The sequence below is a fragment of the Halostagnicola bangensis genome, from assembly GCF_054653435.1.
Genome location: NZ_BAAIGG010000002.1, coordinates 2156816 through 2181434 on the forward strand (window position 1 = coordinate 2156816; position 24619 = coordinate 2181434).

At 58.5% G+C, this 24619-nt stretch carries 24 protein-coding genes and 1 tRNA gene; 11 read left to right on the top strand and 14 right to left on the bottom strand.

Annotation, left to right across the window (positions count from 1 at the left end):
• Positions 1-46: 46 nt before the first annotated feature.
• The 4 genes from ACYQ14_RS12485 to hisH all read left to right on the top strand — a co-directional run bounded on the left by ACYQ14_RS12485 (position 47) and on the right by hisH (position 3768).
• Entirely contained in the window at positions 47-1012 is a 966-nt protein-coding gene (locus ACYQ14_RS12485) for a PhnD/SsuA/transferrin family substrate-binding protein (RefSeq protein ID WP_459888680.1), read from the top strand.
• A 68-nt stretch (positions 1013-1080) separates the two neighbouring features.
• Positions 1081-1890, top strand: coding sequence for a phosphonate ABC transporter ATP-binding protein (gene phnC / locus ACYQ14_RS12490; protein ID WP_283836017.1), 810 nt, complete (start codon positions 1081-1083; stop codon positions 1888-1890).
• A complete protein-coding gene (phnE, locus tag ACYQ14_RS12495; protein ID WP_459888681.1) occupies positions 1887-2846 on the top strand; it encodes a phosphonate ABC transporter, permease protein PhnE in 960 nt (319 codons plus the stop codon). Before phnC ends, phnE begins: the two co-directional genes overlap by 4 nt.
• A gap of 259 nt (positions 2847-3105) precedes the next feature.
• On the top strand, positions 3106-3768 hold the full coding sequence (hisH, locus tag ACYQ14_RS12500; protein ID WP_459888682.1) for an imidazole glycerol phosphate synthase subunit HisH: 663 nt from the start codon (positions 3106-3108) through the stop codon (positions 3766-3768).
• A gap of 27 nt (positions 3769-3795) precedes the next feature.
• On the opposite strand, the gene ACYQ14_RS12505 is transcribed toward hisH, so the two are convergent.
• Positions 3796-4152, bottom strand: a complete 357-nt coding sequence (locus ACYQ14_RS12505; protein WP_459888684.1) for a hypothetical protein — start codon at positions 4150-4152, stop codon at positions 3796-3798.
• A 365-nt stretch (positions 4153-4517) separates the two neighbouring features.
• On the opposite strand from ACYQ14_RS12505, the gene ACYQ14_RS12510 reads away from it, so the two are divergent.
• Complete coding sequence (locus tag ACYQ14_RS12510) at positions 4518-5636, top strand: tRNA (guanine(26)-N(2))-dimethyltransferase (protein ID WP_459888686.1); 1119 nt, start codon at positions 4518-4520, stop codon at positions 5634-5636.
• 66 nt (positions 5637-5702) lie between these two features.
• Here the strand turns inward: ACYQ14_RS12510 and ACYQ14_RS12515 are convergent, their stop codons facing one another.
• Positions 5703-5903 (bottom strand): hypothetical protein, encoded by a 201-nt coding sequence (locus ACYQ14_RS12515; protein WP_459888688.1) that lies wholly within the window; start codon positions 5901-5903, stop codon positions 5703-5705.
• A gap of 99 nt (positions 5904-6002) precedes the next feature.
• On the opposite strand from ACYQ14_RS12515, the gene ACYQ14_RS12520 reads away from it, so the two are divergent.
• Positions 6003-7274, top strand: a complete 1272-nt coding sequence (locus ACYQ14_RS12520; protein ID WP_459890062.1) for a YihY/virulence factor BrkB family protein — start codon at positions 6003-6005, stop codon at positions 7272-7274.
• Positions 7275-7354: 80 nt separating this feature from the next.
• On the top strand, positions 7355-8275 hold the full coding sequence (locus ACYQ14_RS12525; RefSeq protein WP_459888690.1) for a phosphatase PAP2 family protein: 921 nt from the start codon (positions 7355-7357) through the stop codon (positions 8273-8275).
• A 143-nt stretch (positions 8276-8418) separates the two neighbouring features.
• On the opposite strand, the gene glnA is transcribed toward ACYQ14_RS12525, so the two are convergent.
• Complete coding sequence (gene glnA / locus ACYQ14_RS12530; protein WP_459888691.1) at positions 8419-9774, bottom strand: type I glutamate--ammonia ligase; 1356 nt, start codon at positions 9772-9774, stop codon at positions 8419-8421.
• A gap of 126 nt (positions 9775-9900) precedes the next feature.
• On the opposite strand from glnA, the gene lrp reads away from it, so the two are divergent.
• Positions 9901-10365 (top strand): HTH-type transcriptional regulator Lrp, encoded by a 465-nt coding sequence (gene lrp, locus ACYQ14_RS12535; protein ID WP_283836026.1) that lies wholly within the window; start codon positions 9901-9903, stop codon positions 10363-10365.
• Between the two features lie 30 nt (positions 10366-10395).
• On the opposite strand, the gene ACYQ14_RS12540 is transcribed toward lrp, so the two are convergent.
• From ACYQ14_RS12540 to ACYQ14_RS12555, 4 genes are all read right to left on the bottom strand, one after another.
• The gene (locus ACYQ14_RS12540; protein WP_459888694.1) at positions 10396-12330 is read right to left on the bottom strand and encodes an ABC transporter ATP-binding protein; all 1935 of its coding nucleotides are present in this window, start codon (positions 12328-12330) and stop codon (positions 10396-10398) included.
• Positions 12331-12421: 91 nt separating this feature from the next.
• Positions 12422-12562, bottom strand: coding sequence for a hypothetical protein (locus ACYQ14_RS12545; protein WP_283836030.1), 141 nt, complete (start codon positions 12560-12562; stop codon positions 12422-12424).
• A gap of 155 nt (positions 12563-12717) precedes the next feature.
• Entirely contained in the window at positions 12718-14373 is a 1656-nt protein-coding gene (thsB, locus tag ACYQ14_RS12550) for a thermosome subunit beta (RefSeq protein WP_459890064.1), read from the bottom strand.
• 217 nt (positions 14374-14590) lie between these two features.
• A complete protein-coding gene (locus ACYQ14_RS12555; RefSeq protein WP_459888696.1) occupies positions 14591-15292 on the bottom strand; it encodes an SOS response-associated peptidase in 702 nt (233 codons plus the stop codon).
• Positions 15293-16156: 864 nt separating this feature from the next.
• Between ACYQ14_RS12555 and ACYQ14_RS12560 the strand changes: the two genes are divergently transcribed.
• Both ACYQ14_RS12560 and ACYQ14_RS12565 read left to right on the top strand, forming a co-directional pair.
• Positions 16157-16912: a hypothetical protein gene (locus ACYQ14_RS12560; RefSeq protein ID WP_459888698.1), complete on the top strand. Its 756-nt coding sequence runs from the start codon at positions 16157-16159 to the stop codon at positions 16910-16912.
• A gap of 803 nt (positions 16913-17715) precedes the next feature.
• Entirely contained in the window at positions 17716-18540 is an 825-nt protein-coding gene (locus ACYQ14_RS12565) for an IS5 family transposase (protein WP_459888699.1), read from the top strand.
• Between the two features lie 52 nt (positions 18541-18592).
• Here ACYQ14_RS12565 and ACYQ14_RS12570 read toward each other — a convergent pair.
• The 7 genes from ACYQ14_RS12570 to ACYQ14_RS12600 all read right to left on the bottom strand — a co-directional run bounded on the left by ACYQ14_RS12570 (position 18593) and on the right by ACYQ14_RS12600 (position 23322).
• Positions 18593-18673, bottom strand: a tRNA-Ser gene (locus tag ACYQ14_RS12570).
• 151 nt (positions 18674-18824) lie between these two features.
• The gene (locus tag ACYQ14_RS12575) at positions 18825-19040 is read right to left on the bottom strand and encodes a DUF7981 family protein (protein WP_459890066.1); all 216 of its coding nucleotides are present in this window, start codon (positions 19038-19040) and stop codon (positions 18825-18827) included.
• A gap of 74 nt (positions 19041-19114) precedes the next feature.
• Complete coding sequence (ilvA, locus tag ACYQ14_RS12580; protein ID WP_459888701.1) at positions 19115-20326, bottom strand: threonine ammonia-lyase; 1212 nt, start codon at positions 20324-20326, stop codon at positions 19115-19117.
• A gap of 264 nt (positions 20327-20590) precedes the next feature.
• A complete protein-coding gene (locus ACYQ14_RS12585) occupies positions 20591-21157 on the bottom strand; it encodes a gamma-glutamylcyclotransferase family protein (RefSeq protein ID WP_459888702.1) in 567 nt (188 codons plus the stop codon).
• A gap of 83 nt (positions 21158-21240) precedes the next feature.
• Complete coding sequence (gene citZ / locus ACYQ14_RS12590; RefSeq protein WP_459888704.1) at positions 21241-22389, bottom strand: citrate synthase; 1149 nt, start codon at positions 22387-22389, stop codon at positions 21241-21243.
• Between the two features lie 206 nt (positions 22390-22595).
• A complete protein-coding gene (locus ACYQ14_RS12595; protein ID WP_459888705.1) occupies positions 22596-22769 on the bottom strand; it encodes a hypothetical protein in 174 nt (57 codons plus the stop codon).
• A 196-nt stretch (positions 22770-22965) separates the two neighbouring features.
• Positions 22966-23322, bottom strand: a complete 357-nt coding sequence (locus tag ACYQ14_RS12600) for a cell division protein SepF (protein ID WP_283836036.1) — start codon at positions 23320-23322, stop codon at positions 22966-22968.
• Between the two features lie 283 nt (positions 23323-23605).
• Between ACYQ14_RS12600 and ACYQ14_RS12605 the strand changes: the two genes are divergently transcribed.
• Entirely contained in the window at positions 23606-24571 is a 966-nt protein-coding gene (locus ACYQ14_RS12605; protein ID WP_283836037.1) for a transcription initiation factor IIB, read from the top strand.
• The last annotated feature ends 48 nt before the right edge of the window (positions 24572-24619 follow it).

The window sequence follows — 24619 nt, forward strand, 5'->3', positions numbered from 1 at the left end:
CTAAATGCGTTGCACATCAGTAGGAACTATGTCCGAACGTGGTCGAATGGGTAGTAATCGACGTACATTCTTAACAGGTACCGGTGTCGCTGCAACCGTTGGACTCGCGGGTTGTATCGGGGATCTCGTTGGCAGTGACGACGACGACGTGATCGATATGGTCCTCAACCCGGCGGAGGGCGGCGTCGATATGTCCGAACAGTACGCGCAGTTTTTCCAGTACGTAGAGGACGAAGCCGATATTACGGTCGATTACAGCGAGGCCGAAAGCTACACCGCGACGGTTGCGGCCATCGAGAACGAACAGGCCGAACTGGCCGATATTTCGCCGACCGGCGTCGTCGCCGCTCCGGATTCGATGGACATCCTCGGAATGCGCATTCAACACGGTGCCGCAGTGTATTTCTCGACAATCGTGACGACCCCCGATAGTCCGGTCGATGAACTCTCCGACATCGAAGAAGACCACGATGTTCATCTCGCCGACCAACTTTCGGTTAGTGGCGGACTCTACCCGCTTATGATGCTCCACGAAGGTGGGTTAGATGTTGGCGACGCACCCGACGGCTCACCGGAAGACTTCGAGGTTAGCTATTCCGATCACGACACAGCATTGAATCAACTGTTTGAACGGGAGGACGTCGTCGCAGCGGGGACCGGTGCGTTCGTTTCGTCCGAGTACCTCTCCGAGGACCAGATGTCTGACGATTTCATGGAACACTCCGCCGAAGTCGGCAATCTCGACACGGGCGACGAAGAGTTGCAGTTGCTCGCTGTTTCTGACCCGATCCCCCGCGCACCGATTGTCGCACGGTCGAACTGGGACGACCCCGTTGTCGAAGAAATCGAAGAGGCCTTGTTGGAAGCAGAAGAAGAAGACTTAGTTGATGAAGATGCCGAGGATCCGCTCTGGTTCACTGGTGTCGAAGAAGCGACGATCGAGGATTACGAACCGATCGAAGACGCGATGGACACCCTTGATCTCGCGTTCGAAGACGTGGCTGACGAATAATCTCTCGTCACCGCACGTATCGACTCAGCACCGCTTGATGAAACGAAGACTCTGTATGCTCACGATAGATGAGTAGTATCGAAGTAAATAATCTCAGTAAACGATTTGGCGAAACGCAAGCGTTAGACGATGTCTCGTTTACGATACCCGATGGCGAGTTCGTCGTGGTGTTGGGAACTTCCGGATCTGGTAAATCTACCCTTCTCCGGTGTATGAACGGATTGACCCAGCCCACATCAGGGGAGATCGTCATCAACGGAACTGAGATCACTCAGCCGCACCCCGACACGGCGATGATCTTTCAACAACACAATATTATCGGACAGATGAGCGCCTACTCGAACGCACTCACCGGTTCGCTCAAACGCACTGGCCTGCTCAGTAGCATTCTCAAACGAAACGATACCGAAGACAAGTACCGCGCACTTGAGGCCCTCGAAACCGTCGGATTGCTTGACGAGGCTCAGCAAAGTGCACGCCGGATGAGTGGCGGTCAACAACAGCGAGTCGGAATTGCCCGTGCGCTCGTCCAGGAACCCGAGACGTTACTGGCTGACGAACCCGTTGCGAGTCTGGATCCCGGCAGTGCCCAACAAGTGATGGAATACCTCCTGACAGCAACGGAAGAACACGGGCTAACGACGGCTATAAGCCTCCACCAGGTCAACCTCGCCCAGGAGTTCGGTCAACGCTTTATCGGGCTGAAACACGGCGAGCTCGTCTTCGATGGCTACAAAGACGAATTCGATCTCGATGTGATCGAACGGATCTATGAAGACGTTAACATCGATCAACTGACTGGCCTCGGCGCTCATCGGGAAGACGAAAGCGATAGCGACTCGGGAGCAACGGGGGCAACGGGGGTCGCCGACGTATGAGCACGGACACAGAACAGCCTTCAGAAACGGTTTCACCTGCCGTCGAAGAAAAGCTCGAATCTATTCAACGCGCTCGGCGGCGTCGTTGGATTTTTGCAGGCGGGGCCCTCGGAATCTTGCTATTCGCGTTTAACTACGCGTTGACGATGGTCGGATTTTCGATCCACGAGCTTTTCTACTACGCACCGTTTTTCGCTGAAGCGCTTGATGAGTACTTTCCGCGAACGACCTACTTCGGGTTTTTGCCATTTATCGACTTCATGCAGTACGTCGATTTCATCGTCGAACAGAACCTCTTCCACGAGGCCGGCATCACGCTCGCGATCGGATTCGGCGGCACCATTCTTGGCTTCCCGTTAGCCCTGCTGTTCGCAGTGCTCGGATCGGGTCGAGTGACGCCGTTCCCGTTTAACTTCCTGTTCCGCGGTATGATGTCGTCGATCCGCGCGATCCCAGCGCTCGTCTGGGCGCTGATCTACGTCCCGCTCGGTGGCGTTTCGCCGTTCACGGCGACACTCGCAGTTGCGACGGATACGGTCGGAAATCTGGGTCGCTTGTTCACGGACGAACTCGAGGAGATCGAAGACGGTCCGATCGAGGCCATCCGTACCACGGGTGCCGGCCGAATTCAAGTGATCGTCTTCGGCATGCTCTCGCAGGTGTACACGCCGTTCATTGCGTGGACGTTGTACATCTTCGAGATCAACATCCGAATCGCCGTCACACTGGGTATCATCGGCGGTGGCGGTATCGGGCTCATATTGAACACCCAACAGCGGTTGTTCGCCTACACCGAGATGATGGCGACGATCCTCGTGATCCTGCTGTTGATCATCACCGTCGAAATAATCAGCCAGCGAACCCGGTCGTACATTCGAGAGGGCGACGAAGCGATGGGAATCGTGGAATTGCTGAAGGGGTTCCCCAAACGGATGGCGGAGTCGCTCGCGAAGTAACGACGGCCACCTATTGCTCACGGATCAATCGAGTTTTCGCTGACGTCACGAGAGAGCTATCCTTCCCGGTGATCGGTATCAGGAGTGTATGGAGACTAGTTCACGCTCGAGGTGCTCGCAGACGGCTTTAGCGTCTAATGCGGTTTCCGAGATCATGTGACAGACGGCGTACGACGAGTGCTAAGACAACGGTACTCGATTTTCCGTAATCGATTGTTCGAAGAGTAACGCACTTGCCTTCCCACACGAATCTACGGTTATGAGCACGATGCCATCGCCGCCCGAGGAGGAACTCGCCTCGGTCGTCGTCGTCGACTACGGCCTGGGGAACCTCCGGAGCGTTACCCGCGGATTAGAGCGTGCGGGTGCGGCCGTCGAGATCACCGACGACCCAGAGGCCTTCGAGGCCGCCGACGGCGTCGTCCTCCCCGGCGTCGGCGCGTTTCGGGAGGGCGTTGAGAACGCCGATTCGATCCGCGAGGATCTCGAGGCGGTCGCCGACCGCGGTCAGCCGCTCTTCGGAATCTGTCTCGGAATGCAGATGCTTCTCACCTCGAGCGAGGAGGGAGAGACCGACGGCGACGCCGCGGTCGAGGGTCTGGATTTGATTCCCGGGACGAACGTTCGCTTCGATAACGGACAGAAAGTACCCCACATGGGCTGGAACGAACTCTCGATCGAGCGAGACCACCCGCTGGTTGAGGGCGTCGATGGGGAGTACGCCTACTTCGTCCACTCCTATTACGCCGTTCCGGACGCGGCGAACGCGACAGTCGCCTCGACCGACTACGAACAGGAGTTCCCCTCGATCGTCGCGAACGAGGACGGAACCGTCTTCGGGACGCAGTTCCACCCTGAAAAGAGCGGTGAGACGGGACTGCAGATACTGCGGAATTTCGTCGAAATTTGCGCCGAGGATTGACGACTCGTCCGTCTTTCGTTCTCGAGTTTACAAAAATTCCCGAACTTCTGAGTACCACATATCGTGGTAATCGACGTGGCCGACGCGTCGGGCGATGGCGACCGCAAGCGCGTGCCAGCAGAGGTCGGTCGGATCGTCGTTGTCGAGGTTATACTCGCTGTCCTTGCACGTACAGCCTCGTCCCTCGACGATGTACTCGTCGTCGTAGCCGACGACGATCGTGAAATCCTGGTAGGATTTCACTCGCCGCTCCCCGACGGCTTCGATGGCGCGAACCCCGCGGTCGTCGTGCAGCCTCGTGATCTGCTCGACGATGTCGGGCGTGAGCTGTCCCGACTCCTCGAGCCGGGCTTCCCACTCTTCGACGGGGTTCGAATCGGGCACGACCGAACCTCTCTTCCGAACTGTAAAATCCGTTTGGTTGTCTACGTGCTTTTGGGAGCTGGTAGTGATCTCCGCTCGAGTTGCTCTGATACTGCCGGCTGTAACTATGTGAAGATTCTCGCACCCCCGGGCGGCGAGAATCTTGAACGACTTACAGCCGGCAGTATGAGTGAATTAGATGGCTAAATAGACTGAACCCGCATACGCAGTTGTCTCGGTTGCTGTGGCGGTACTACCGCCCTGAAAGCCGCCGCCCCGGTCGACACTACCCACCGCACCCTCACTGGTGGGACAGGCCCAAACGACACACAAAGATGCTCGAGTCAGACCACGCTGTTTTTCGCCCCGCTCTACGGAGTACGGATATGCGCGTCACGGAGGGAAACGTCGAACTCGAGGTACCCGGCGAACAAACGGAGGGGTTCGAGGAGTCGGTCTTTTATAACCCGCGCCAGGAAATGAACCGCGACCTGACGATCGCGACGCTCCGTGCCTTTCGCGGACGCGAACCGCGAGCCGAGACGTATTTCGATGCGATGACCGCGAGCGGCGTCCGCGGCGTCCGCGCGGCTCGAGACGGGTGGGACGTTACGTGCTGTGATATCGACCCCGAGGCCGTGTCGCTCGCCCGGGAGAATTTCGAGCGAAACGACTGCGAGGCGACTGTCGAGCGGGCAAACGCCAACGCCCTGATGCACGAGTCGATGTTTGACGTGATCGACCTCGATCCGTTCGGAACGCCGATGCCTTTCGCCGACGCGGCCTTCGCCAACTGTCACAACCTCGTCTGTGTCACCGCGACCGATACCGCACCGCTGTGTGGTGCCCACCTCAACAGCGGGATGCGGTCCTACAGCGCCGTGCCGCGAAACACCGACTACCACACCGAGATGGGCGTTCGAACGCTCCTCTCTGCGCTCGCTCGAAGCGGTGCTCGCTTCGACGTCGGCGTCACCCCAATCTTGACCCACGCGACGAGTCACTACGTTCGCACGTACCTTGAGCTCGACCGGAAATCGACCGCCGCGGATCGCGCGCTCGAGGAACTCGGCTATCTCTCTCACTGCGAGGACTGTCTCCACCGCGAAGCGTCCGCAGGACTGATCGCGGAGCCGCTCGAGACGTGTCCCAACTGCGGCGGCGAGCGAATCCTCGTCGCTGGACCGATCTGGCTCGGTGCGATTCAGGACGACGAATTCCTCGAGGCGGTCCGCGGAGAGCTCACCAGCGAGTTCGAGACCGCAGAGACCGCTCGGGAGTTACTCCGCACGCTCGAGGCCGAACTCGAGGAGCCGACCCACTACGATCAACACAAACTGTGCAAAAACTGGGGGCTTCCGGCGAACGCGATGGACGACTTCCTCGCGGATCTTCGTGATGCGGGGTATCGAACGTCGAAGACCCACTACGGCGGAACGACGTTCAAGTCCGACGCGACCGTCGAGGAGATTTTCGACGCGACCGCGGCGTCGCTCGTGGAGTAGCCCGAACAGTTGCGGTACTATCGTTCTCGATCTGTGTCGAAGAATTTCTCAGGTAATCGAACTGCGTTAGTTTCCGTCCGCGTAGAGGCGAACGAGACCGCACTCCGGGCACCGGACCGATTCGACAGCTGTCGACGTACTCATTCCGACCTTCTCGAGGACGGCACTCCCGTCGTCGGAATCGGCGGTGAGCGCCCCGCCGCTCTCTGACTGGATCGCCGTTTCCTCCATGGTCACGTGGCAGTCGGGGCAGTGATATTCGGCCATACACGAACGGTCGAAATGAAATAACAAAAAAGTATCTATAGCAACACTTCGGGTCGCTCGAGGTGGCGATATTTGCCCCTCGGTCACGACTGGGTACACGTGATCGATTACAGACGACTGTTCGAGGTGGGTCGACGAGTGATCAATCTCGCGCGCACCGAACAGTTGACACTGTTAGCCGCCGGTGTCGCCTTCTACGGGTTCATTTCGCTCGTGCCGTTGACGTTGCTCGCGCTCGCGCTCGCGGTGACGATCGGCGGCGAAGCACTAGCGAACTACGTCTCGACGGCGGTTAGTGACGTCCTTACGCCGTCGGCACAGGAACTGCTCGCGGAGACGCTCGTCGACCAGACCGGGGTTCGAAGCGCGACCGTCGTCGGTGCGCTGGGATTGCTCTGGGGTTCGAGCCGGGTCCTGCGCGGGCTCGATCGGGCGTTCTCGAAGATTTACGGAACTGCCGCTTCAAAATCCCTCGTGGATACGTTCTGGGATGCCTTGCTCGTCGCAGCCGCTGTTACGGGCGGGCTCACGGTCGTCGCGATCGTCGAAGGGGTGATCGCGTTCGTTCCGTTCGTCGGCGTCGCGGTAGTCGGTCCACTTCTGGTCTTGTCCGGCCTGTTTGCCGCGTTTCTTCCGATGTTCTTTATCTTTCCGGGCGTCGATATCGAACTCCGCGAAGCGGTCCCCGGAACCGTCGTCGCTTCGATCGGCTGGTTTCTCCTGAGCCGAACGTTTTCGGTGTACGCCGGGTTCGTGGACGACTACGCCGTCTACGGCGTGTTGGGTGCGGTATTGCTCGTTCTCATTTGGCTCTACATCGGCTCGATTATCATCATCTTCGGTGCGGTCTTGAACGCCGTCCTTGCGGGTCGTGATACGGATCGGCAGCTACAAAGTCCCGGCGTGCGACAGGTTTCGACAGAAGCGATGACCGACGACGCCACGGGTGCCGACGGAGATCGATCGGAAGACCGCAAGAGCGCCCGCACGCGGGACAGATCCGACGATCCGGAAGCGCTCAGAGAAGAAATCGAGCGACTTCGCGATCGCCTCGAGTCGTTCGAGGAAGATGTCGACCAGCGGACGGTCCAGCGTGACTCCCTTGAAGGAGAACTCAAACGCTACGTCCGGAAACGAGTGCGCCGGGGGCACCTGGTTGGCTGGGGGCCGTATCTCGTCTTGCTCTACGGAACGGCTATGGCGATTGCGGCGTTTTACTTCCTCGAGGGCGGCTGGGCCATTCTGGCCATGTTCGTCGTCTGGACGTCGACGCTCGGCGTCTACGTCTTGATGGTGTTATTCGGCACCGGAATCTCGATTCTCGGGATCCCTGGTCGAATACGCAACCGAATCGGCGAGTGGCGGTCCTGAAGGTGCCGAGTTCTCGACGGATGCTCTGACTGAGAAACCCACCGAAAGTTATAGTGTTCCAAGGGGTAACCGGTGAGAACATGCTCTTCGAATCGGCGTCCGTCGAAGCCGTGCAGAACGCCTTCCCGGAGTGGATGGCCTTTCTATTCGCGTTTCTCTCCTATCTCGGTAGTGTCTGGTTCGTCGCACCCGCCGTCATCCTCGCGTACTGGCTCGTCGACCGCCATCGGTTCGCGCCGTGGCTGGGGATCGTCATGGGTGGCTACGCGATCATGGTTGGTTTGAAAGGCTATTTCACCGTTGAGCGGCCGGGTGTCGGTCCGACGATCGCTCCCGAGAGCCTCCCGCCCGTTCTCTCGCATCTCTACGCTCCTGCGGTCGAAGTCGGAACAACGAGTTTCCCCAGCGGACACGCTATCGCAGGAACGGTGATCTGGACGATGCTCGTCCTCGAGACCGATCTCGGTTCCAAGCGGGCTCGATACGCGGCCGGAGCTGCGATGATCTCACTCGTCGGGTTCTCGAGGATTGGAGTCGGGCTTCACTACCCGATCGACGTAGCTGTCGGGGTGGGGATCGCGCTTGCGTACCTGTTTGTCGTCCTCTCAGTCAAACGGCGACTCGCTGACCGCGGGACGCACACGGCGACAACCGGCGTCTTCGTGACCGTGGCCGCGATTTCGCTCTGTTCGCTGCTCGTCGGGAACCGGCTGGATGCGGCGGCCCTTCTCGGTGGGGCGATCGGTTCGTTGGTCGTCTGGGAGTATGCACCACCAGCCCGAACCGGGTGGTCGATGACGATACGGACCGTCGCGGGACTGCTCATCGGACTGTCGGTGCTGGGTGCCGCCGCGGGACTCCTGATCCTGTTCGAGAGCTATCTCGTCTGGTTCCTCGTCGGACTCGTCGCTGGAGGAATCGTTCTGGCGTTACCGCAGTTCGGTACGGATGGTGCCGCCGCATCGACGAACGCGAACGGGTCCTCGGGGACGATACGATAGCCTAGCCCCCAATTCGATAGCCCGGAGCCGATTCGAGGGAATCGTCGATGTGACTCATCAGCTGAGAAAACGAAAAGGAAGAATATAGACAGCAAGCGGCCACAGTAGCTGGTTTGAAGCCGTCAACGAGCGGTTCGACGGTCTTAGAACGTCTCGAGGTACCGGTCGAGTTCCCACTGGGAGACATCGACGAGGTAGTCCTTGAACTCCTGGTTCTTGGCTTCGACGAACTTCGGTCCGATGTGGTCGCCGAGCGCGTTGTAGATAACCTCGTCCTCTTCGAGCGCGTCGACCGCTTCGCCGAGGTTCGTTGGGAGCGTCTCGATACCGTACTCTTCGCGTTTTTCCTCGTCGAAGTCGTAGATGTTCTCTCGAACTGGGTCCGGGCACTCGAGATCCTTCTCGATGCCGTCGAGACCGGCGTGGATGAGGGCAGCGAACGCGAGGTACGCGTTACACGACGGATCGGGGAAGCGAGCCTCGATACGGGAGGCGGCTGGGACGCGCGCGGCCGGCTTCCGAATAAGCGCCGAGCGGTTACGGTCGGACCAGGCGACGTAGACGGGTGCCTCGTAGCCGGGAACGAGTCGTTTGTAGCTGTTAACCGTTGGGTTCGCGACCGCCGTGATCGCCGGTGCGTGCTCGAGGATACCGGCGGTGAAGGCGTGGGCTTCCTCCGAGAGGTCGAACTCGTCGTCGCCGTCGTGGAAGGCGTTGTCGCCGTCCTCGGTGAACAGCGATAGGTGCGTGTGCATACCCGAGCCGTTGATCTTCGGAATCGGCTTCGGCATGAACGTCGCGTGTAGGTCGTGTTCGGCGGCGATCGCACGAACGACGGTACGGAAGGTTCCGACGTTGTCGGCCGTCGAAAGCGCGTCGTCGTACTCGAAGTTAATTTCGTGCTGGCCCTGTGCGACCTCGTGGTGGCTGGCTTCGATTTCGAAGCCCATGCTCTCGAGGCCGTAGATGATGTCACGGCGTACGTCGCTGGCGAGATCTTTCGGTGCGAGGTCGAAGTAGCCACCGGCGTCGTTCGTTTTGGTCGTTGCGCGGCCGTCTTCGTCCTCCTCGAACAGGAAGAACTCGGGTTCCGGTGCGGCGTTGACTGTGTAACCGAGATCGTCTGCACGCTCGAGCGCTTGCTTGAGCACGTAGCGTGGGTCCCCCTTGAACGGCTCGCCCGTCGACGTGTTGTACACGTCACAGATCATTCGGGCGGACGCGCTCTCTTCGCTATCTCTCCACGGGAGAATCGCAAACGTGTCCGGATCGGGGACGAGGCGCATGTCCGATTCCTGGATGCGAACGAAGCCCTCGATCGAGGAGCCGTCGAAGTAGATACCGTCGGTGAACGCCTTCTCGGCCTGACGGGCCGGAACGGAGACGTTTTTGACGGTGCCGAGGATGTCGGTAAACTGGAGACGAAGGAAGTCGACATCCTTCGTTTCGATCTCGTCCAATACGTCCTGTTCTGCAGATGTGATGTTTCCGCTTGTCATCTTTCTCGTCGTCCTATCCGATGATCCCTACTACTAAAACCCTACTGTATCGAGCAAATCTTCTACTCTCCCGAGGAAATTGGATATTCGTAAAGTTCTAATGTGATGGGCGAGTGGGTTGATGTGATGACGTACGAAAATCTCGATGCAAAGTTGGTGAATGCACTGCTCGGCGATGGCCGAGCAAGTCTGCGAAGTCTTGCCGAAGAGCTCGACGTGTCTGTAACGACCGTTTCGAACCACCTTTCGGATCTCGAGGATCAGGACGTAATCGACGGCTACACGCCGCGCGTTGACTACGACGCGGTTGGATACGATGTGACGGCAGTTATTCAGCTCAAAGTCGAGGGGAACGCGCTTCCCGATATCACGGAAACGCTCCGCGACCACAAGCAAATGACCAGCGTCTACGAGGTCACCGGCGACTACGATGTGATCGCCATCGGCAAGTTCGTCGACACCGACGGGATGAACGACCAGATCAAAGCATTGCTTACCGACCCGGATATCAAAGCCTCGAACACGAGCGTCGTGCTCAACTCGGTTTCGGAAAACGAACAGTTCGAGCTCGAAGTCGACGAAGACGCGTAGGCGCACCCGATTTCCCGCGGTTTTTCTCCACTACTCGACGAGCGCGTCCGCCGCCGATTCGCGATCGCCAGCTTGTGCGCCCCAGAGCGTTTCGTATCTGCCCTCCGCCTCGAGTAGCTCCTCGTGCGTGCCTCGTTCGACAATCTGGCCGTCCTCCAGAACGAGGATCGCGTCGGCGTCTTTGACCGTCGAGAGCCGGTGTGCGATAACGAGCGTCGTCCGGTCTTCGGTCAACCGGTCGATCGATCGCTGGATCAGGAGTTCGGTCTTCGTATCGACCGCGCTCGTCGCCTCGTCGAGGATCAACACCTCGGGATCGATTAGAACGGCCCGCGCGAGGGCGATCCGCTGGCGCTGACCGCCCGAGAGCTTGACGCCGCGTTCGCCGACGCGCGTCTCGTACCCCTCCGAGAGGTCCTCGATGAACTCGTGAGCCTGTGCCGCCTTCGCAGCGTCTCGAACGGCTTCATCGTCAGCCTCGAACCGACCGTATTGGATGTTGTCGGCGATCGTCCCGTCGAAGAGGAACGTATCCTGACTCACGTAACCGACCGTCGACCGGAGATCCGAGAGTGTCACGTCTCGAACGTTGTGGCCGTCGAGACGGACCGCTCCCTCCTGAACGTCGTACAACCGAAGTAGGAGTTTCAGCGCCGTCGACTTCCCTGCCCCGGTCGGACCGACGAACGCGACCGTTTCGCCGGGATCGGCTTCGAAGGAGACGTCTTCGAGGACCGTCTCCTCGAGTTCCCGTTCGTCGTCTTCACTCGCCGTCGAGTCGCCCGCGCCCCGCAACTCGTTGTCGACGTAGCCGAAGGTGACGTCGTCGTACTCGACGCGCCCCTTCGGGTTCTCAAGGGGAATCGGGTCGTCCGGGTCCTCGACGTGGACAGGGATGTCCATCAGCCCGAAGACGCGCTCGCTCGAGGCCTTGGCGTTCTGGTACTGATCGACGATGTTCGAAACCTCCGCGAGCGGGTCGACGATTCGCTGGGTCAACATCAAGAAGACGACGAAGTCGCCCACGGAGAGGGTGCCGGTGAGCGGCCCCGGGGCGGCGTCGTTGACGAGCCAGAGGCCGCCGACGAGGAAGGTTGCGGCGAACGCAACGCCTGCCAGGAGCTCCATTCCCGGCCGATAGAGGTAGCTCATCTTGAGCACGTCCATCGTCTTCTCGAACAAGTTTCGTGAGGACTTTCGAACGCGACCGACCTCGTACTCCTCGCTCGAGGTCGTCTTGGTCAGACCCATTCCTGCGATAGCGTTCTCGAGGCGGGTGTTCAGTCGGCCGACGGCCGATCGCTCGCGAACGTAGCGCGGTTCGACCACGCGCATGAACCAGACCGTAAAGACAACCATCGCCGGAATCGCAAACAGCGTGACGAACGCGAGTTGCCAGTTCAGGTAGAACAACACGGCCGTGATACCCCCGACCATCACGACCAGACGCGCGGAGTTCATGAGGGCGTTGTCCAGGAACATCTCGAGGTTCTGGGTGTCGTTGTTCAACACCGCCATGACCTCGCCCGTCTGCTTGTCGTCGAAAAACGTCATGTCCAGTTGTTGCATCTTCTCGAACGAATCGACCCGCACCGCGTGCATCACGCCATGGGCGAACATGTTCGCCGTGACGCCGTAGATCCACGTAAAGAGCGCGACGATCAGAAAGGAGCCGGCGATCGCGATAACGGTGAACCAGAACTGCTCCGTTTCCCCCGCCGGGAGCCACGCGTCGGGAACGAGCGGCAGTTCGAACGGCCCCTCGTTAGTAAACAGCGCGTCGATCGCGATCCCCAACAACAACGGCGGGACGAGACTCGCCATCCGCGCGACGAAGTTCGCGACCATCCCCGCCGAAAACCAGCCTGCGCGGCCGGGCGTGTACTCGAGGAACAGCCTCGAGAGCGGTCGATCGACCTCCTCGCGGTAGGCGTCGAACGGCGTCTCGTCGTCGTGGGTACTCACTACGAACGGCGTACCGTGTCGAAACGTAAACCAGATACGGTTCTCATTGCCATTGGTGATCCGCTTCGAGAGGATTTGCTCGGCCCATTGCTCACCGCACGTACAGGATGACCAATCCGAGGACGAGGAGGCCGATACCCCACCACAGGGAATCGCCGGGAAGGACGAACAACAAGAGCGTGACGAGTCCCGAGGAGAACAGCGACCAGCCGATCGTGGTTTGGTAGGTCATACGCTTCGTTCGTGGGCCACGAATAAAGAACGCTGTCCCTGCTCGATTATCGAACGCGATCGCCGATATTTACACAGGTAATAAAAAACGCGGTCGAAGTCATCGTTTCTGGGCTATCCGAGCGGTCGGGGGTTGGATGTGTTTACGGGCCGAATCTACATCATGCCGCCCATGCCGCCGCCCATGCCGCCCATGCCGCCTGCGCCGCCGGGTGCGCCACCCTCGTCGTCGCCCTTATCGGTCGAGAGGTCGCCGGCGGAGATGATGTCGTCGATCTTGAGAACGAGGTTCGCGGCCTCGCTCGCGGAGGTCACGGCCTGCTCTTTGGCGTGGGCCGGTTCGACGACACCGGCGTCGAACGTGTTCTCGACTTCGCTCGAGAAGACGTTCAGACCGGCCTGCACGTCGCCGTCCTCGTGAGCCGCGCGGAGGTCGACGAGCGTGTCGATGCTGTCGAGGCCGGCGTTCTCGGCGAGCACGCGCGGGACGAGCTCGAGGGAGTCGGCGAAGGCTTCGACGGCGAGCTGTTCGCGTCCGGAAACGGAGTCAGCGTAGTCGCGCAGACGCGATGCGAGTTCGACCTCGATTGCGCCGCCGCCGGCCAGGACGCGGCCGTCGGAGACGGTCTGTGCGACGACATCGAGTGCGTCGTTGACGCCGCGCTCGAGTTCGTCGACGACGTGGTCGGTCGAGCCCCGAAGGAGGAGGGTAACGCCGTGTGCGTCCTCTCCTTCGACGTAGAACAGTTCGTCTTCTTCGTCGCGGGTAACGTCACCGAAGCCAAGGTCGGCCTCGGTCGCGCTTGCGAGGTCCGAGACGACCGCGGCGTCGACGACTTCCGAGAGGAACTCGAGGTCGCTTTTCTTGGCGCGGCGGATGGCGAGAATGCCTTCCTTCGCGAGGTAGTGCTGTGCGAGGTCGTCGATCCCTTTCTGACAGAAGACGACGTCGGCGTCGAGGTCGACGATCTGCTGTACCTTCTCCTTGAGCTGTTCTTCCTCGCGGTCGAGGAACTGCTGCAGCTGATCGGGGTCCGTCACCGAGACTTCGGTGTCGACGTCGGTTTCCTCGATCTCGATCGGGTCGTTAAGGAGGAGGATGTTCGCGTCCTCGGCCTCGGTCGGCATGTTGTCGTGGACTGGCTCCTTGTCGATGATGCCGCCTTCGAGAAGGTCGGATTCGCCGACTGCGCGGCCGGTCTGGGTCTCGATGTTGAGGAACTCGAGATCGACGACGTTCTCGCCGTCCTGGGTCTCGACGGTGACGCCGGAGACGGCGTCGACGATGAGCTGGGCGAGGTGCTCTTTGTTGACTTCCGCACCTTTGCCGGTCATCGAGGTTTCGGCCGTTTTCCGGATGAGCTCTTCGTCGCTCGGGTCGATATCCTCGGCGATGTTGTCGACTTCAGCTCGAGCCTGCTCTGCGGCCATGTGGAATCCTTTGATGATGGCCGTTGGGTGAATGTCCTGTTCGAGAAGGTCCTCGGCGTTCTTGAGGAGCTCGCCCGCGATCGCGACGGCGGTCGTGGTACCGTCGCCGGCTTCGTCTTCCTGGGTTTCGGCGACCTCGATGATCATCTCGGCTGTCGGGTTGTCGATATCCATCTCTTTGAGGATGGTGACGCCGTCGTTCGTGATGGTTACCGATCCCATCGAATCGACGAGCATCTTGTCCATTCCCTTCGGGCCGAGTGTCGAGCGAACGGCCTCTGCGACCGCTCGAGCGGCGCTGATATTGTAGTCCTGCGCGTCCTGGTCTTTGACGCGCTGGGAGTCCTCGCTCATCACGATCATCGGCTGTCCCTGTTGCATTCGCTGACTCATAGTCAGCTGATTCTATGTTTGTCCTTCTATATAAATCTTATCTCTCTACGATACCGGCCCGCGTTCGTGAGTCGTCCAGCTCCCCCTCGAAACCGCAGTACAACGATAACCCTACTCGCTGATCATGTGTGTATGTGACACGAGTTTGTGGAAATCCGCATCTCCGTTTCCGCCCTACTTTTATATTCTTTCCCCGGAACGTCGGTCAAACCGGTTCGACCAGCGACGGGTCGTCGGTCGCCGGGCTGTTCACCGCGGTCGAAACCGGATAGGCGACCATCTCCTCGTCGGAACGGGGCTCAAGAACCGACGGTGACTCCTCACCTTCCAGCCACTCTCGTTCGCTGTCGCGCTCGAGAATTGCCGCCATCCGGTGGTGAAGGTCTCCGACGAGATCGTTCGTCGTCGTCGTGATAATTGTAAAGGTCTCGAGCGGTCCGCCTTCGCCGCCGTTCTCGGCGTCCTGGCTCCCGCCCCCGAACGCCTCGAGTCCGGTCTGGGTCGTCGACGGTTCCCAGCGCTCCCAGAGCCCCGCCATCGCGAACGGTCGATCGTCCTCGAAGGCGACCCTGTACGGTTGTTTCCGGCCGTCGTCGGCCTCAACCCATTCGTAGAAGCCGTCCGCGAGAACCAGCGCCCGACGATTTTCGTACGCATCGCGAAAACTCGGCTTCTCGTCGAGCGTCTCCGCACGCGCGTTAATCAGCCCGTCCCTATCGTCGTCGGCCCACGACGGAACCAGGCCCCACTCGAGGGACCGGATCGATTCCGGCTCCTCGTTCGTGATAACGGGAAGTCGCTGACCCGGGGCCATGTTGTATCGCGGCCCAAACGACTCGGAAAAGCGAGCGTCGAACCGATCCTCGAGGTCGTCCTGATCGACGAACAGCGTGTAGCGGCCACACATACCCATAGCTACGGGCTACACCGATAAGGACCTTTCATCGCCGGACGTCGGCGAGTTGTCCCGGCCCAATTTTCGTTCCTAAAACGATTTCTCGAAACGGTATGGGGTCCGTACCCCCTCGAGATCGGCGGGTAGGTGCCCCGTTACCATAATCGATCTCGGTGGATCGACGATTGCTATGGACGATCGATACGAACTCGTGGTGTGTGAGGACGGACTGCTCGAACTACGCGACCGGGACGACCCCGACTGCTGGATCGCGACAGACTCGCCGCTCGAAATCAAACAGTGACCGGGAAGTGAAGGGCTCGAAGCGAAGTGAGATTAATACCGACTGCTCGAGAAGTGACTTATATTACTCGCTTTTGTGTAGCATTTTGTTGGCTTCATAGTATTACTTTGAGGTCGTCTTTGAGAGCTTTTAACTGGTTTTCGCAAGAGTTTGCGACTTACTGGAACGCTCGGTGATACTGTCGGTTCGACAGCCACAACTGAGAAGTCCACTATCTCCTACAGAAGAGCGCTCAGGGTGTTCAAGAGTGTTCCCTAAGCTGATTCAGAGGATTTGTGAGGGTGATATATCGTGAATATCTTATAATAGTATTGAGTAAGAACGTTCAATAACTTTATCCCCACAACATGTGTGTCAATTATACAGAATATCGCCCTCCAGAAGTCGGAGATACCCACCCACAAGCGATTGAAGCTGAATTCAATATTAATCTCGACAATAGAGTATATGTACGGCAGATCTCGCCATCATACCATCGACTAACAGACGGTGAGATCCAAAAATTAAATGAAGAATTGAAAACGAGATATTCAGAGAAGTCAGTTGGTGTTCTCCTTACGTTTTTCCGGAATATGAAAAATGCGAGTATGGAGCCAGAAAACTCACAAACATATGATTGGTTGGTACGACAAGCCCTTGAATGCACAGGCTACATACGACAGGGTGGTAATGCAGTTCAGAAATTATCACCAGAGGTCTGTGATCTATATACAGAATATTATCGAGTAACACAGGCATTTTTGCGCAGAGAGTTCCCCTCTCGTAGTGTAAATATTTATCGAGGGTTATATTCAGAGGAATACAGTAAAATCGCGGAAGCGATGATCAAAGAGCCTTATCGAGAGGGGTACTTGATTCAGTCGCCGGCGGCAACGAGCTATAGCTTGAGCCGAGACATCGCAGAAAAGTTCGAGGAGGGAATTATTGCTGAATGGACATTAATAGATAACACAATTGCATTCGCTGCCGATATGTTGCATAAGCACCCCTCACATCAAGATCCAGAAGGCGAACTCCATGTTATGGCCGGCAATGCGTTCGTGAGAAGTGATTCGTTCGTAATGCGATTTAACGATGAAATACCACTGATTAAGGCAATACGGTTAATGTCTACTCCAAATTCACTCGATGAGGACGATCACGGATCAATTCTTGACCTCCTCAATGAATTATTTGCTCAAGAGATCCAGATTGATGATCAACAGGCGAATACACGGCTCTGGACTTGGTTTGAACACTGCGAGCGAAACACCATATTTGATTCAAAAACCGAAACATTCGCTAGAAAACTTGTTCAATATGTGGTTGGAAAAAAAGAGACGGAGTAGGATCTGCTTAGAGAGAAAGTTTTTAGTAGACACACCGGGACTACTGAACAAGCTATGACTCAGGATAGTGGGACGGATGGCTCCGGAAATGGTACGTATGTACCAGTTGCTGTTGACCCACGAGTGAGTTCGCTCCCTGAAGATCCGGTTGTCGTCCGGTTGAACACGGATTCTGAATTGCGGTGGATCCAATCAGCGCGTAAGGAAAAAACTCGTACTAAACGAGTGCAGGAGTATTCGGATGATGAATTGCAAGAGCGAATTAGTGAGGTTTCTGCTGCTCTTGACCAACGTGGCCAGCAACGCACAAATGACCATGTTCCAGCAAGCGACTAACTGACTTTTCGATTGTTCACCGTTCCCATTTACGCTCTTCCGTAGGAGATTGTTGATACAGTTCCATTCTTGCTCATATTAACAAAATGCCGTGTAGAGCGACTTATGATCAGTAACTCAATTCGGAGTACTCAATTCAAATCGTAAGACGGCACTACATCAACAATGCGCTACACAAGAGCGTATAATAATTTGAGCGCCAGGACAGGGATTTGAACAGCATACGAGACGGTTGCTCGCTTCGCTCGCGGCAAGCCGCTCACATCGCGGTTCTCACTTCGTTCCGAACCGCGCACTGCTCGCGCTGCGACTCGTATGTTCAAATCCCCTCTTCGGGTTTTTGTCGAAATCGTGACTCGCTCAGCTACGCTTCGCTCGTCGGTTGATTTGGCTCTGGTGAATCACTAGACGGCGTCGAGTTGATCCGTTACAACTAGGGAGTTGAAGCGGGAAACGGCGGATGGTCTATGTCCAAAGTTTCCCGCTTCACTGGAAAAGTGGTGACGTTGGCTAAAAGTGCTGTTGGTGGCCGAGGCGAATCCGCCGCCCCGCAGGGCGGCGGCGGATTCGCCGACTATGCCGTCGTTTCGCTGCATTGTCTGCGGATTTATTTGGAGAAATCCTACCGCGAAGCGCTCGATCTCTTGAGCGAGATGCCGCAAATACTCGCCAAGATGGGCCTTGACGCGGCTGATCTCCCCGATCATTCGACGCTAGTGAAGGCATTTGACAGAATCAAGATGGCGATCTGGCGAGTGCTGCTGCGCCTGTCGGCGCAGCTGCACGAGCCATCTGGTCACGCTGCGATGGACGCGACATTCTTCGACCGCGAGAACGCCAGCAAACACTACTGCCGTCGCACGAATTACCGTGTTCAGACGCTCAAAACGACCGCACTCGTCGATACAGCGTCACAAGCTATCCTCGACGTTCACTGCACAACCAAGAAACGTCACGACACGCAGATCGGCTGGCAACTCGCCCGCCGCAACGCGGGCGAGTTGCACAGCCTCGCCGCCGACAAAGGCTACGACTGGCAACGGTTACGTGATAAACTGCGGGAAGAAGGCGTAAGACCGCTGATCAAGCATCGAGAGTTCCGTCCCATCGATCACGCGCATAACGCGCGGATCGATGGGACTCTCTATGGTCAAAGAGCACTGTCTGAGACCGTCTTCTCGGTGATCAAGCGCACGCTCGGCGACGCCGTGCGTGCGCGAAGCTGGTATCGAGAGTTCCGTGAAATCGTCCTGATGTGTGTCGTCTATAACATCAAACGTGCTGTGAGCTAGGCAAATCCAACGCCGTATGGCGATTCACCACGGCCGTTGATTTCGACAAAAACGCCAGGACAGGGATTTGAACCCTGAATCCCAAAGGGAACACGCTTTCCAGGCGTGCGCCTTACCATTCGGCCATCCTGGCTCACTCGTAGATAACCGGGACGGTCGTTTAAAGACTACGATCGGAGAATCGTCCGCCCCACCGCGGTCAGTGTGGCGGGTGTTGGCATCACCGGACAGTCTTACTAAGAGCCGATTAACGAGTTTGGCGCTTCAGAACTCGCTCGAGTCGGTTACTCTCCTACACGCGCCGCCGACCACTCGGCGACGCGATACTCGAGCGCGTAGGTAAGCGCGGTCGTCCCACAGCCGACGAGCACCGCAACGGGAACCGCTTGGGTGATCGAAAGCAATGGCCCTCGAGCCAGCGCGTAGCCTTGAATCAACACGAGAAACGCCATCGTGCCGACCGCACCCCAGAGTACGGCTGATTTGATTCGTGGATTCACTCGATCGATCGATACGGCGGGGTCGACGTAAACGTACCGAAGGCAACCCAGGTGCGCGCCGGCTCCGGTCCCGCTCACACCAGCACGTCGACCTCGTACCCCTCCGATCGGAGATCTTCGAGAAACGTCGCGACGTGGTCGTGGCCGCGCATCTCGAGGTCGATCTCGACTTCGGTGTCGCTCATACTGATGTCTCGAGAGGTTCGGTCGTGCTGGATGCCGTAGATGTTCGCTCGATGAGCCGAGAAGATATCGAGCAGATCCTCGAGCGCCCCGGGGCGGTCCTTGAGAACGGTGCGGATTTTGAGGTATCGTCCCGTTTCGACCAGCCCGCGGACGATGACCGTCGAGAGCATATTCATATCGATATTGCCGCCACAGAGTGCGGGGACGATGACCTCGTCCTCATCGTAGTCGAACTGCTCGAAGAGCACAGCGGCCAGCGGCACAGCGCCCGCTCCCTCGACCAGGATCTTCGAGCGCTCGAGCAACTGCACGAGCGCCGTCGCGATCTGCGGATCGGAGACCGTGACCACTTCGTCGACGCGCTCCTGGATAATCGGGAACGTCTGCTCGCCGATGCTTCGGGTCGCGATTCCGTCTGCGACAGTGTCGACCGAATCGATAGTGACGAGCTCTCCTTTCTCGAGCGAACTGGCCGCGCTCGAGGCACCCTCCGCTTGCACGCCGATGACGCGAACGTCCGGGCGCTGTTCTTTGATCGCCGTCGCGATGCCGCTGATGAGCCCCCCACCGCCGATTGGGACAACGACGGTGTCGACGTCGGGACAGTCCTCGAGGATCTCGAGGCCGATCGTCCCCTGTCCCGCCATCACGTCCGGATCGTCGAAGGCGTGGAGGTAGGTCCTGTCTTCCTCGCGTTCGATCTCGTGGGCGCGTTCGGCGGCCTCGCTGTAGTCGACGCCGTGGAGGACGACCGACGCGCCGTAGTTTTTGGTCGCTTTGACCTTCGCGATCGGCGCGTTTTCGGGCATCACGATCTTCGAATCGACGCCCGTCCGCGTAGCGGCAAGGGCGACTCCCTGGGCGTGATTTCCCGCACTCGCGGTGACGACGCCAGCATCCTTCTGTGCCTGCGAGAGCGTCGCGATTCGGTTCGTCGCGCCCCTGATCTTGAAGGCTCCCGTTCGCTGCAAGTTCTCGAGTTTGAGATGTATCTCGGCATCGGTCATCGCGGAAAACGTGTGTGAGTACTCACACGGCGTGTGTCGGGCCGTCTCTCTCACTCGCGGCCGGGCGTCGAGAATAGCGTCCAATCCGAGCATATACACGAGTACTCGGGACGAAGTGTAAGGATTGCTGTCGGATACTGTCTATCGCCGGCCGCTTGATATGCATTGCTCGACAGAATTGTGGGAAGGTAGTGCCGTCAAAAGAACAGCACTACGGGAATACAGGGAATGCACGGCGTGTGACGTGCGACTATACAGGGGGACCGGGAACATATAAATCTCATGCCTCCGAGGCGGAAGTGTAATCGCAAGCAGGAAGCGTGGTGAAACTGATGTCTGACACTGAGCAGACGATCGTCATTCGGTCATGCGCACGCCGACGGTACCCCCCTCTAGATGCCGACGAACCTGATCACGGAACGGTCCGGCTTCGGGCCAGTACTGGTCGTCATCCCGTACACTCCCAACGCCGAGCCGGTCAGGATCACCGATATAGGTCCAGACGACGTTTTGAGAGCCCGTTTCCCGCGCGCTACCGCTGTCGGAGTCGGTGCTCGGTGACGCCTCGTGATCACAGACAGAGATCGCGTTCTCTTCGGCGGATTTCTCGTCCGCTGTCACTGCGCTCTCGGGACCGTCGATCCAGGGCACTCCCGCGCGGACATACAGCCCGCGGTCGACTCCTTCGTAGGTGTCGAGTGCCTCGAGACCGCGCTCGTCGACCTCGAGCACTCGCCCGTCGACGCTTCCGCCGGGAACGAGCGTCGGATACTCCCCGTCGACGCGGTGGAGGCCCTCGAGGGTCGCGTCGCCGGCGAACTCGTATTCGATCGAATCGGTCGTTCCAGCTCCTCGAGTCGTTTCGTCGAGTACCGCTTCGGCTCGTGCGGCGTTCGTGAGGGTTCCGTAAACGAAGACGTGCATACATTCTTGTCTCACTCTCGAACTCCTTGCTCGTGTCGCCTCGTAACCCGCTCGTACTCGCAAAAATCAGCTCGAAGTTCGTCCTATCGCTCGTCGACTGAGACGAGGTCCTGATCCTCGGGGCCGGTGTAGCGTGCGCGTGGTCGGATGAGTCGGTTGTCCTCCTGGTACTCGAGGACGTGTGCGATCCAGCCGCTCGAGCGGCTCATCGCGAAGATCGGGGTGTACATATCGATCGGGATGCCAAGCTGATAGTAGACCGAGCCGGAGTAGAAGTCAACGTTCGGGGCGATTCCCTTCCCGACGAGTCCCTTATCGTCGGTGAGGTAGTCCTCGATCGTGTTCGTGATGTCGTCCCACTTCGAGTCGCCGGTTTCGGCGAGTTCGCGGCTTCGCTCCTGCAGGATTTTCGCCCGCGGGTCCTTGACGTTGTAGACGCGGTGTCCCCAGCCGGGGATGCGCCGACCTTCCTCGGTCGCCTGTTCGACCCACTCGAGGGGATCGAGGCCGCTCTCGTCGATCTCGATGAGCACTTCCATGACGTCCTGATTCGCGCCGCCGTGGAGCGGCCCCGAGAGGGCACCGATGCCGCCGGTGACCGCGGAGTAGATGTCGGCCATGGTCGAGCCGATGACCATCGAGGTGAACGTCGAGGCGTTGAGGCCGTGATCGGCGTGGAGGATCAGCGCTTGATCGAACGTTTCGGCGGCGACCTCGTCCGGCTGTTCGCCGGTCATCATGTAGAGGAAATTCGCCGCGAGGCCGAGGTCAGGGTCGGGATCGACGGGCGTTTCGCCCTGCCGATACCGTTCGAACGCCGCGAGGATCGTCGGGATCTTGGCCGTGATCCGGCGACCCTTTCGGAGTGACGCCTCGCGATCCGCCGGATCTGCGTCGGGTTCGGGTTCGGAGGCAGAAAGCATCGAGACGCCGGTGCGCATCGCCGCCATCGGTTGCTCGCCGGCATCGGCCAGCGCCTCGACCGTCTCGAGAATGTTGTCGTCGACGGCACGTTCTGCGGCCATCGCGCTGGAAAACTCCGCGAGTTCCTCCTCGTTCGGAAGTTGGCCGTGCCAGAGAAGATACGCGACTTCTTCGTAGCTCGCCCCGCGGGCGAGGTCTTCGATGGTGTACCCGCGATAAACCAGGCGACCCTCGTCGCCGTCGATGGAGCTGAGTCCTGACTCTGCGACCAACACTCCCTCCAGCCCTTTCTTGAGGTCGTCTGCCATACCTGTCGTTTCGGACCCCGATGGAAAAGTATTGTCGTTTGTCCGCTGTCACGGCCGAATGCGGGCGATGTTCCGGTTACTGGGTGGAACACCGAAATTTTCGTGAATATATCGATTTCGACGATTTTACTATAAATAGAACTATTGTCCGAGTTAATCGCACGGAAAATATACGAACGTGAATCAGAAACTCGTCGAGCGATTCATCACTCGTCCCGAATGGATTCGACAGCCCACGAGACGAAGACGAATCCGATCACGGCGATGACGGCGATAGATAGCGTAAACTCGCCGCGAACGGCTATCTGGAAGATGAGAATTGCGGCCAATAAGATGGCCGCCTGCCAGAGATAGTCCGGAACCGAATCGAAACGGGTCATGGCTATCGGTCGTTCGACGGCCCCCAAGTAACTGTCGAACGTTTGGAACCCGTCGAATCCCCCAACAACGAAACGCGTGGTCCCGATTACGACCGGCCGAGAGCGCCGCCCCGAACGACGCGTCATCTCGAGAGCGAATGTATCGAAGTCGGATCGGTCGAATGCGGGTACGAAGTCGGATCGGCCGAACGCGGTGCTATCGACCGAGTTTCTCGCGGCCGATTTTCACGCCGGTCGGAGTGATGATGATCTGGTCGTCACCTTTCCGAACGATGTCGCCGTCGACTTCGTTCGCGACCTGTCGAAGTTCGTCGACGATGTGTTCGACCGTCTTGTCGTTGGTGCGTAATCGCGTGATATCGGCGATAACGATATCGCCGTCGTAGACGGTATCTTTGATGTCGATGGCGGCCTCCTGTCCGTCGACCTCTGCCACGTGTACCTGCATCGCCGCTTCGGTCGTGTTGTCGGTAACGTCGTCGAGATTCAACTCGACGTAATCCTCAGCGGATCGGGACTGGTCCCCGCCGAGAATTTTGGTCATAAGTCCCATTGACAAAATCCAGCCTCGCCGTGAGTATAGTTCTTACGTCAGACACCGTCTGGATTGAACGAACAACGGCGACGAGAACAATTCGCCGAGGCCGAGTTTGCCGCGAGCCGAAAGCGCCCGGGTCGAGTATAATGTTCTGTGTTAACATATCGTGGGATCGAATGCCGTCGAGATGGGCTTGAAACAGCAGACAAATCGATCCTCGTCGTTCTCGAGGACGGTCGAATCACGGGTCTCTCGGTGGGGAGGTGTTAAGGTACCAGGAAGCGAGTACCAATACGAAATGGAAAGTCCCACCCGTCAGCGCGAGCGTGAAACCGAACCGGAGCAGGAAGCGCACGAGTCGGATGGAGAACGGGTGTGTGCTGAATGTGAATCCGGAACACTCGTCAACAGCGACGATCAGGGCGAACTCGTCTGCGATCACTGCGGATTGATCGCCGAAGAGACGAACATCGATCGCGGCCCGGAGTGGCGCGCGTTCAATCATTCGGAACGCCAGAACAAGTCCCGCGTCGGCGCGCCGACGACGAAGACGATGCACGATAAGGGACTGACAACGTCGATCGACTGGAAGAATCAGGACGCCTACGGCCGCTCGCTTTCGGCGGACAAGCGCAGTCAGATGCGACGGCTCCGCAAGTGGCAGGAACGAATCCGGACCAAGGACGCCGGCGAACGAAACCTGCAGTTTGCGCTGTCGGAAACCGATCGGATGGCTTCCGCGCTGGCGATCCCCCGTTCCGTTCGGGAAGTCGCCTGTGTGATGTATCGCCGCGCGCTCGACGAAAACCTCATTCGCGGCCGATCGATCGAGGGCGTCGCGACGAGCACGTTGTACGCGGCCTGTCGGATGGAGGGGATTCCGCGGTCGCTCGAGGAAGTTGCCGCCGTCTCCCGCGTCGACCGCAAGGAAATCGGTCGAACCTACCGGTACATCGCACAGGAGCTGTCACTGAAAATGGAGCCGGTCAACCCGAAAAAGTACGTTCCGCGCTTTTGCTCGGAACTCGAGCTCTCGGAGGAAGTCCAGGGGAAAGCGAACGAGATTATCGATACGACGACGGAGAAAGGACTGCTCTCGGGTAAGTCGCCAACGGGCTACGCCGCCGCCGCGATCTACGCCAGCTCGCTACTGTGTAACCAGAAAAAGACCCAGCGCGAAGTCGCCGACGTTGCACAGGTCACCGAGGTCACGATTCGAAATCGGTATCAGGAGCAGATCGAAGCGATGGGCATTCACGAGTAAGAAGGGAAAATACGAGAGAGCGGATAATTACACGCTATTTTCGACGAT

Bases quoted from the DNA above. Each gene is read 5' to 3' on its own strand.
- ACYQ14_RS12485 (WP_459888680.1), top strand. From the start codon at position 47: ATGGGTAGTAATCGACGTACATTCTTAACAGGTACCGGTGTCGCTGCA.
- phnC (WP_283836017.1), top strand. From the start codon at position 1,081: ATGAGTAGTATCGAAGTAAATAATCTCAGTAAACGATTTGGCGAAACG.
- phnE (WP_459888681.1), top strand. From the start codon at position 1,887: ATGAGCACGGACACAGAACAGCCTTCAGAAACGGTTTCACCTGCCGTC.
- hisH (WP_459888682.1), top strand. From the start codon at position 3,106: ATGAGCACGATGCCATCGCCGCCCGAGGAGGAACTCGCCTCGGTCGTC.
- ACYQ14_RS12510 (WP_459888686.1), top strand. From the start codon at position 4,518: ATGCGCGTCACGGAGGGAAACGTCGAACTCGAGGTACCCGGCGAACAA.
- ACYQ14_RS12515 (WP_459888688.1), bottom strand. From the start codon at position 5,903: ATGGCCGAATATCACTGCCCCGACTGCCACGTGACCATGGAGGAAACG.
- ACYQ14_RS12525 (WP_459888690.1), top strand. From the start codon at position 7,355: ATGCTCTTCGAATCGGCGTCCGTCGAAGCCGTGCAGAACGCCTTCCCG.
- glnA (WP_459888691.1), bottom strand. From the start codon at position 9,774: ATGACAAGCGGAAACATCACATCTGCAGAACAGGACGTATTGGACGAG.
- lrp (WP_283836026.1), top strand. From the start codon at position 9,901: ATGACGTACGAAAATCTCGATGCAAAGTTGGTGAATGCACTGCTCGGC.
- ACYQ14_RS12545 (WP_283836030.1), bottom strand. From the start codon at position 12,562: ATGACCTACCAAACCACGATCGGCTGGTCGCTGTTCTCCTCGGGACTC.
- thsB (WP_459890064.1), bottom strand. From the start codon at position 14,373: ATGCAACAGGGACAGCCGATGATCGTGATGAGCGAGGACTCCCAGCGC.
- ACYQ14_RS12555 (WP_459888696.1), bottom strand. From the start codon at position 15,292: ATGTGTGGCCGCTACACGCTGTTCGTCGATCAGGACGACCTCGAGGAT.
- ACYQ14_RS12560 (WP_459888698.1), top strand. From the start codon at position 16,157: ATGAAAAATGCGAGTATGGAGCCAGAAAACTCACAAACATATGATTGG.
- ACYQ14_RS12565 (WP_459888699.1), top strand. From the start codon at position 17,716: ATGTCCAAAGTTTCCCGCTTCACTGGAAAAGTGGTGACGTTGGCTAAA.
- ilvA (WP_459888701.1), bottom strand. From the start codon at position 20,326: ATGCTCGGATTGGACGCTATTCTCGACGCCCGGCCGCGAGTGAGAGAG.
- ACYQ14_RS12585 (WP_459888702.1), bottom strand. From the start codon at position 21,157: ATGCACGTCTTCGTTTACGGAACCCTCACGAACGCCGCACGAGCCGAA.
- citZ (WP_459888704.1), bottom strand. From the start codon at position 22,389: ATGGCAGACGACCTCAAGAAAGGGCTGGAGGGAGTGTTGGTCGCAGAG.
- ACYQ14_RS12595 (WP_459888705.1), bottom strand. From the start codon at position 22,769: ATGACCCGTTTCGATTCGGTTCCGGACTATCTCTGGCAGGCGGCCATC.
- ACYQ14_RS12600 (WP_283836036.1), bottom strand. From the start codon at position 23,322: ATGGGACTTATGACCAAAATTCTCGGCGGGGACCAGTCCCGATCCGCT.
- ACYQ14_RS12605 (WP_283836037.1), top strand. From the start codon at position 23,606: ATGGAAAGTCCCACCCGTCAGCGCGAGCGTGAAACCGAACCGGAGCAG.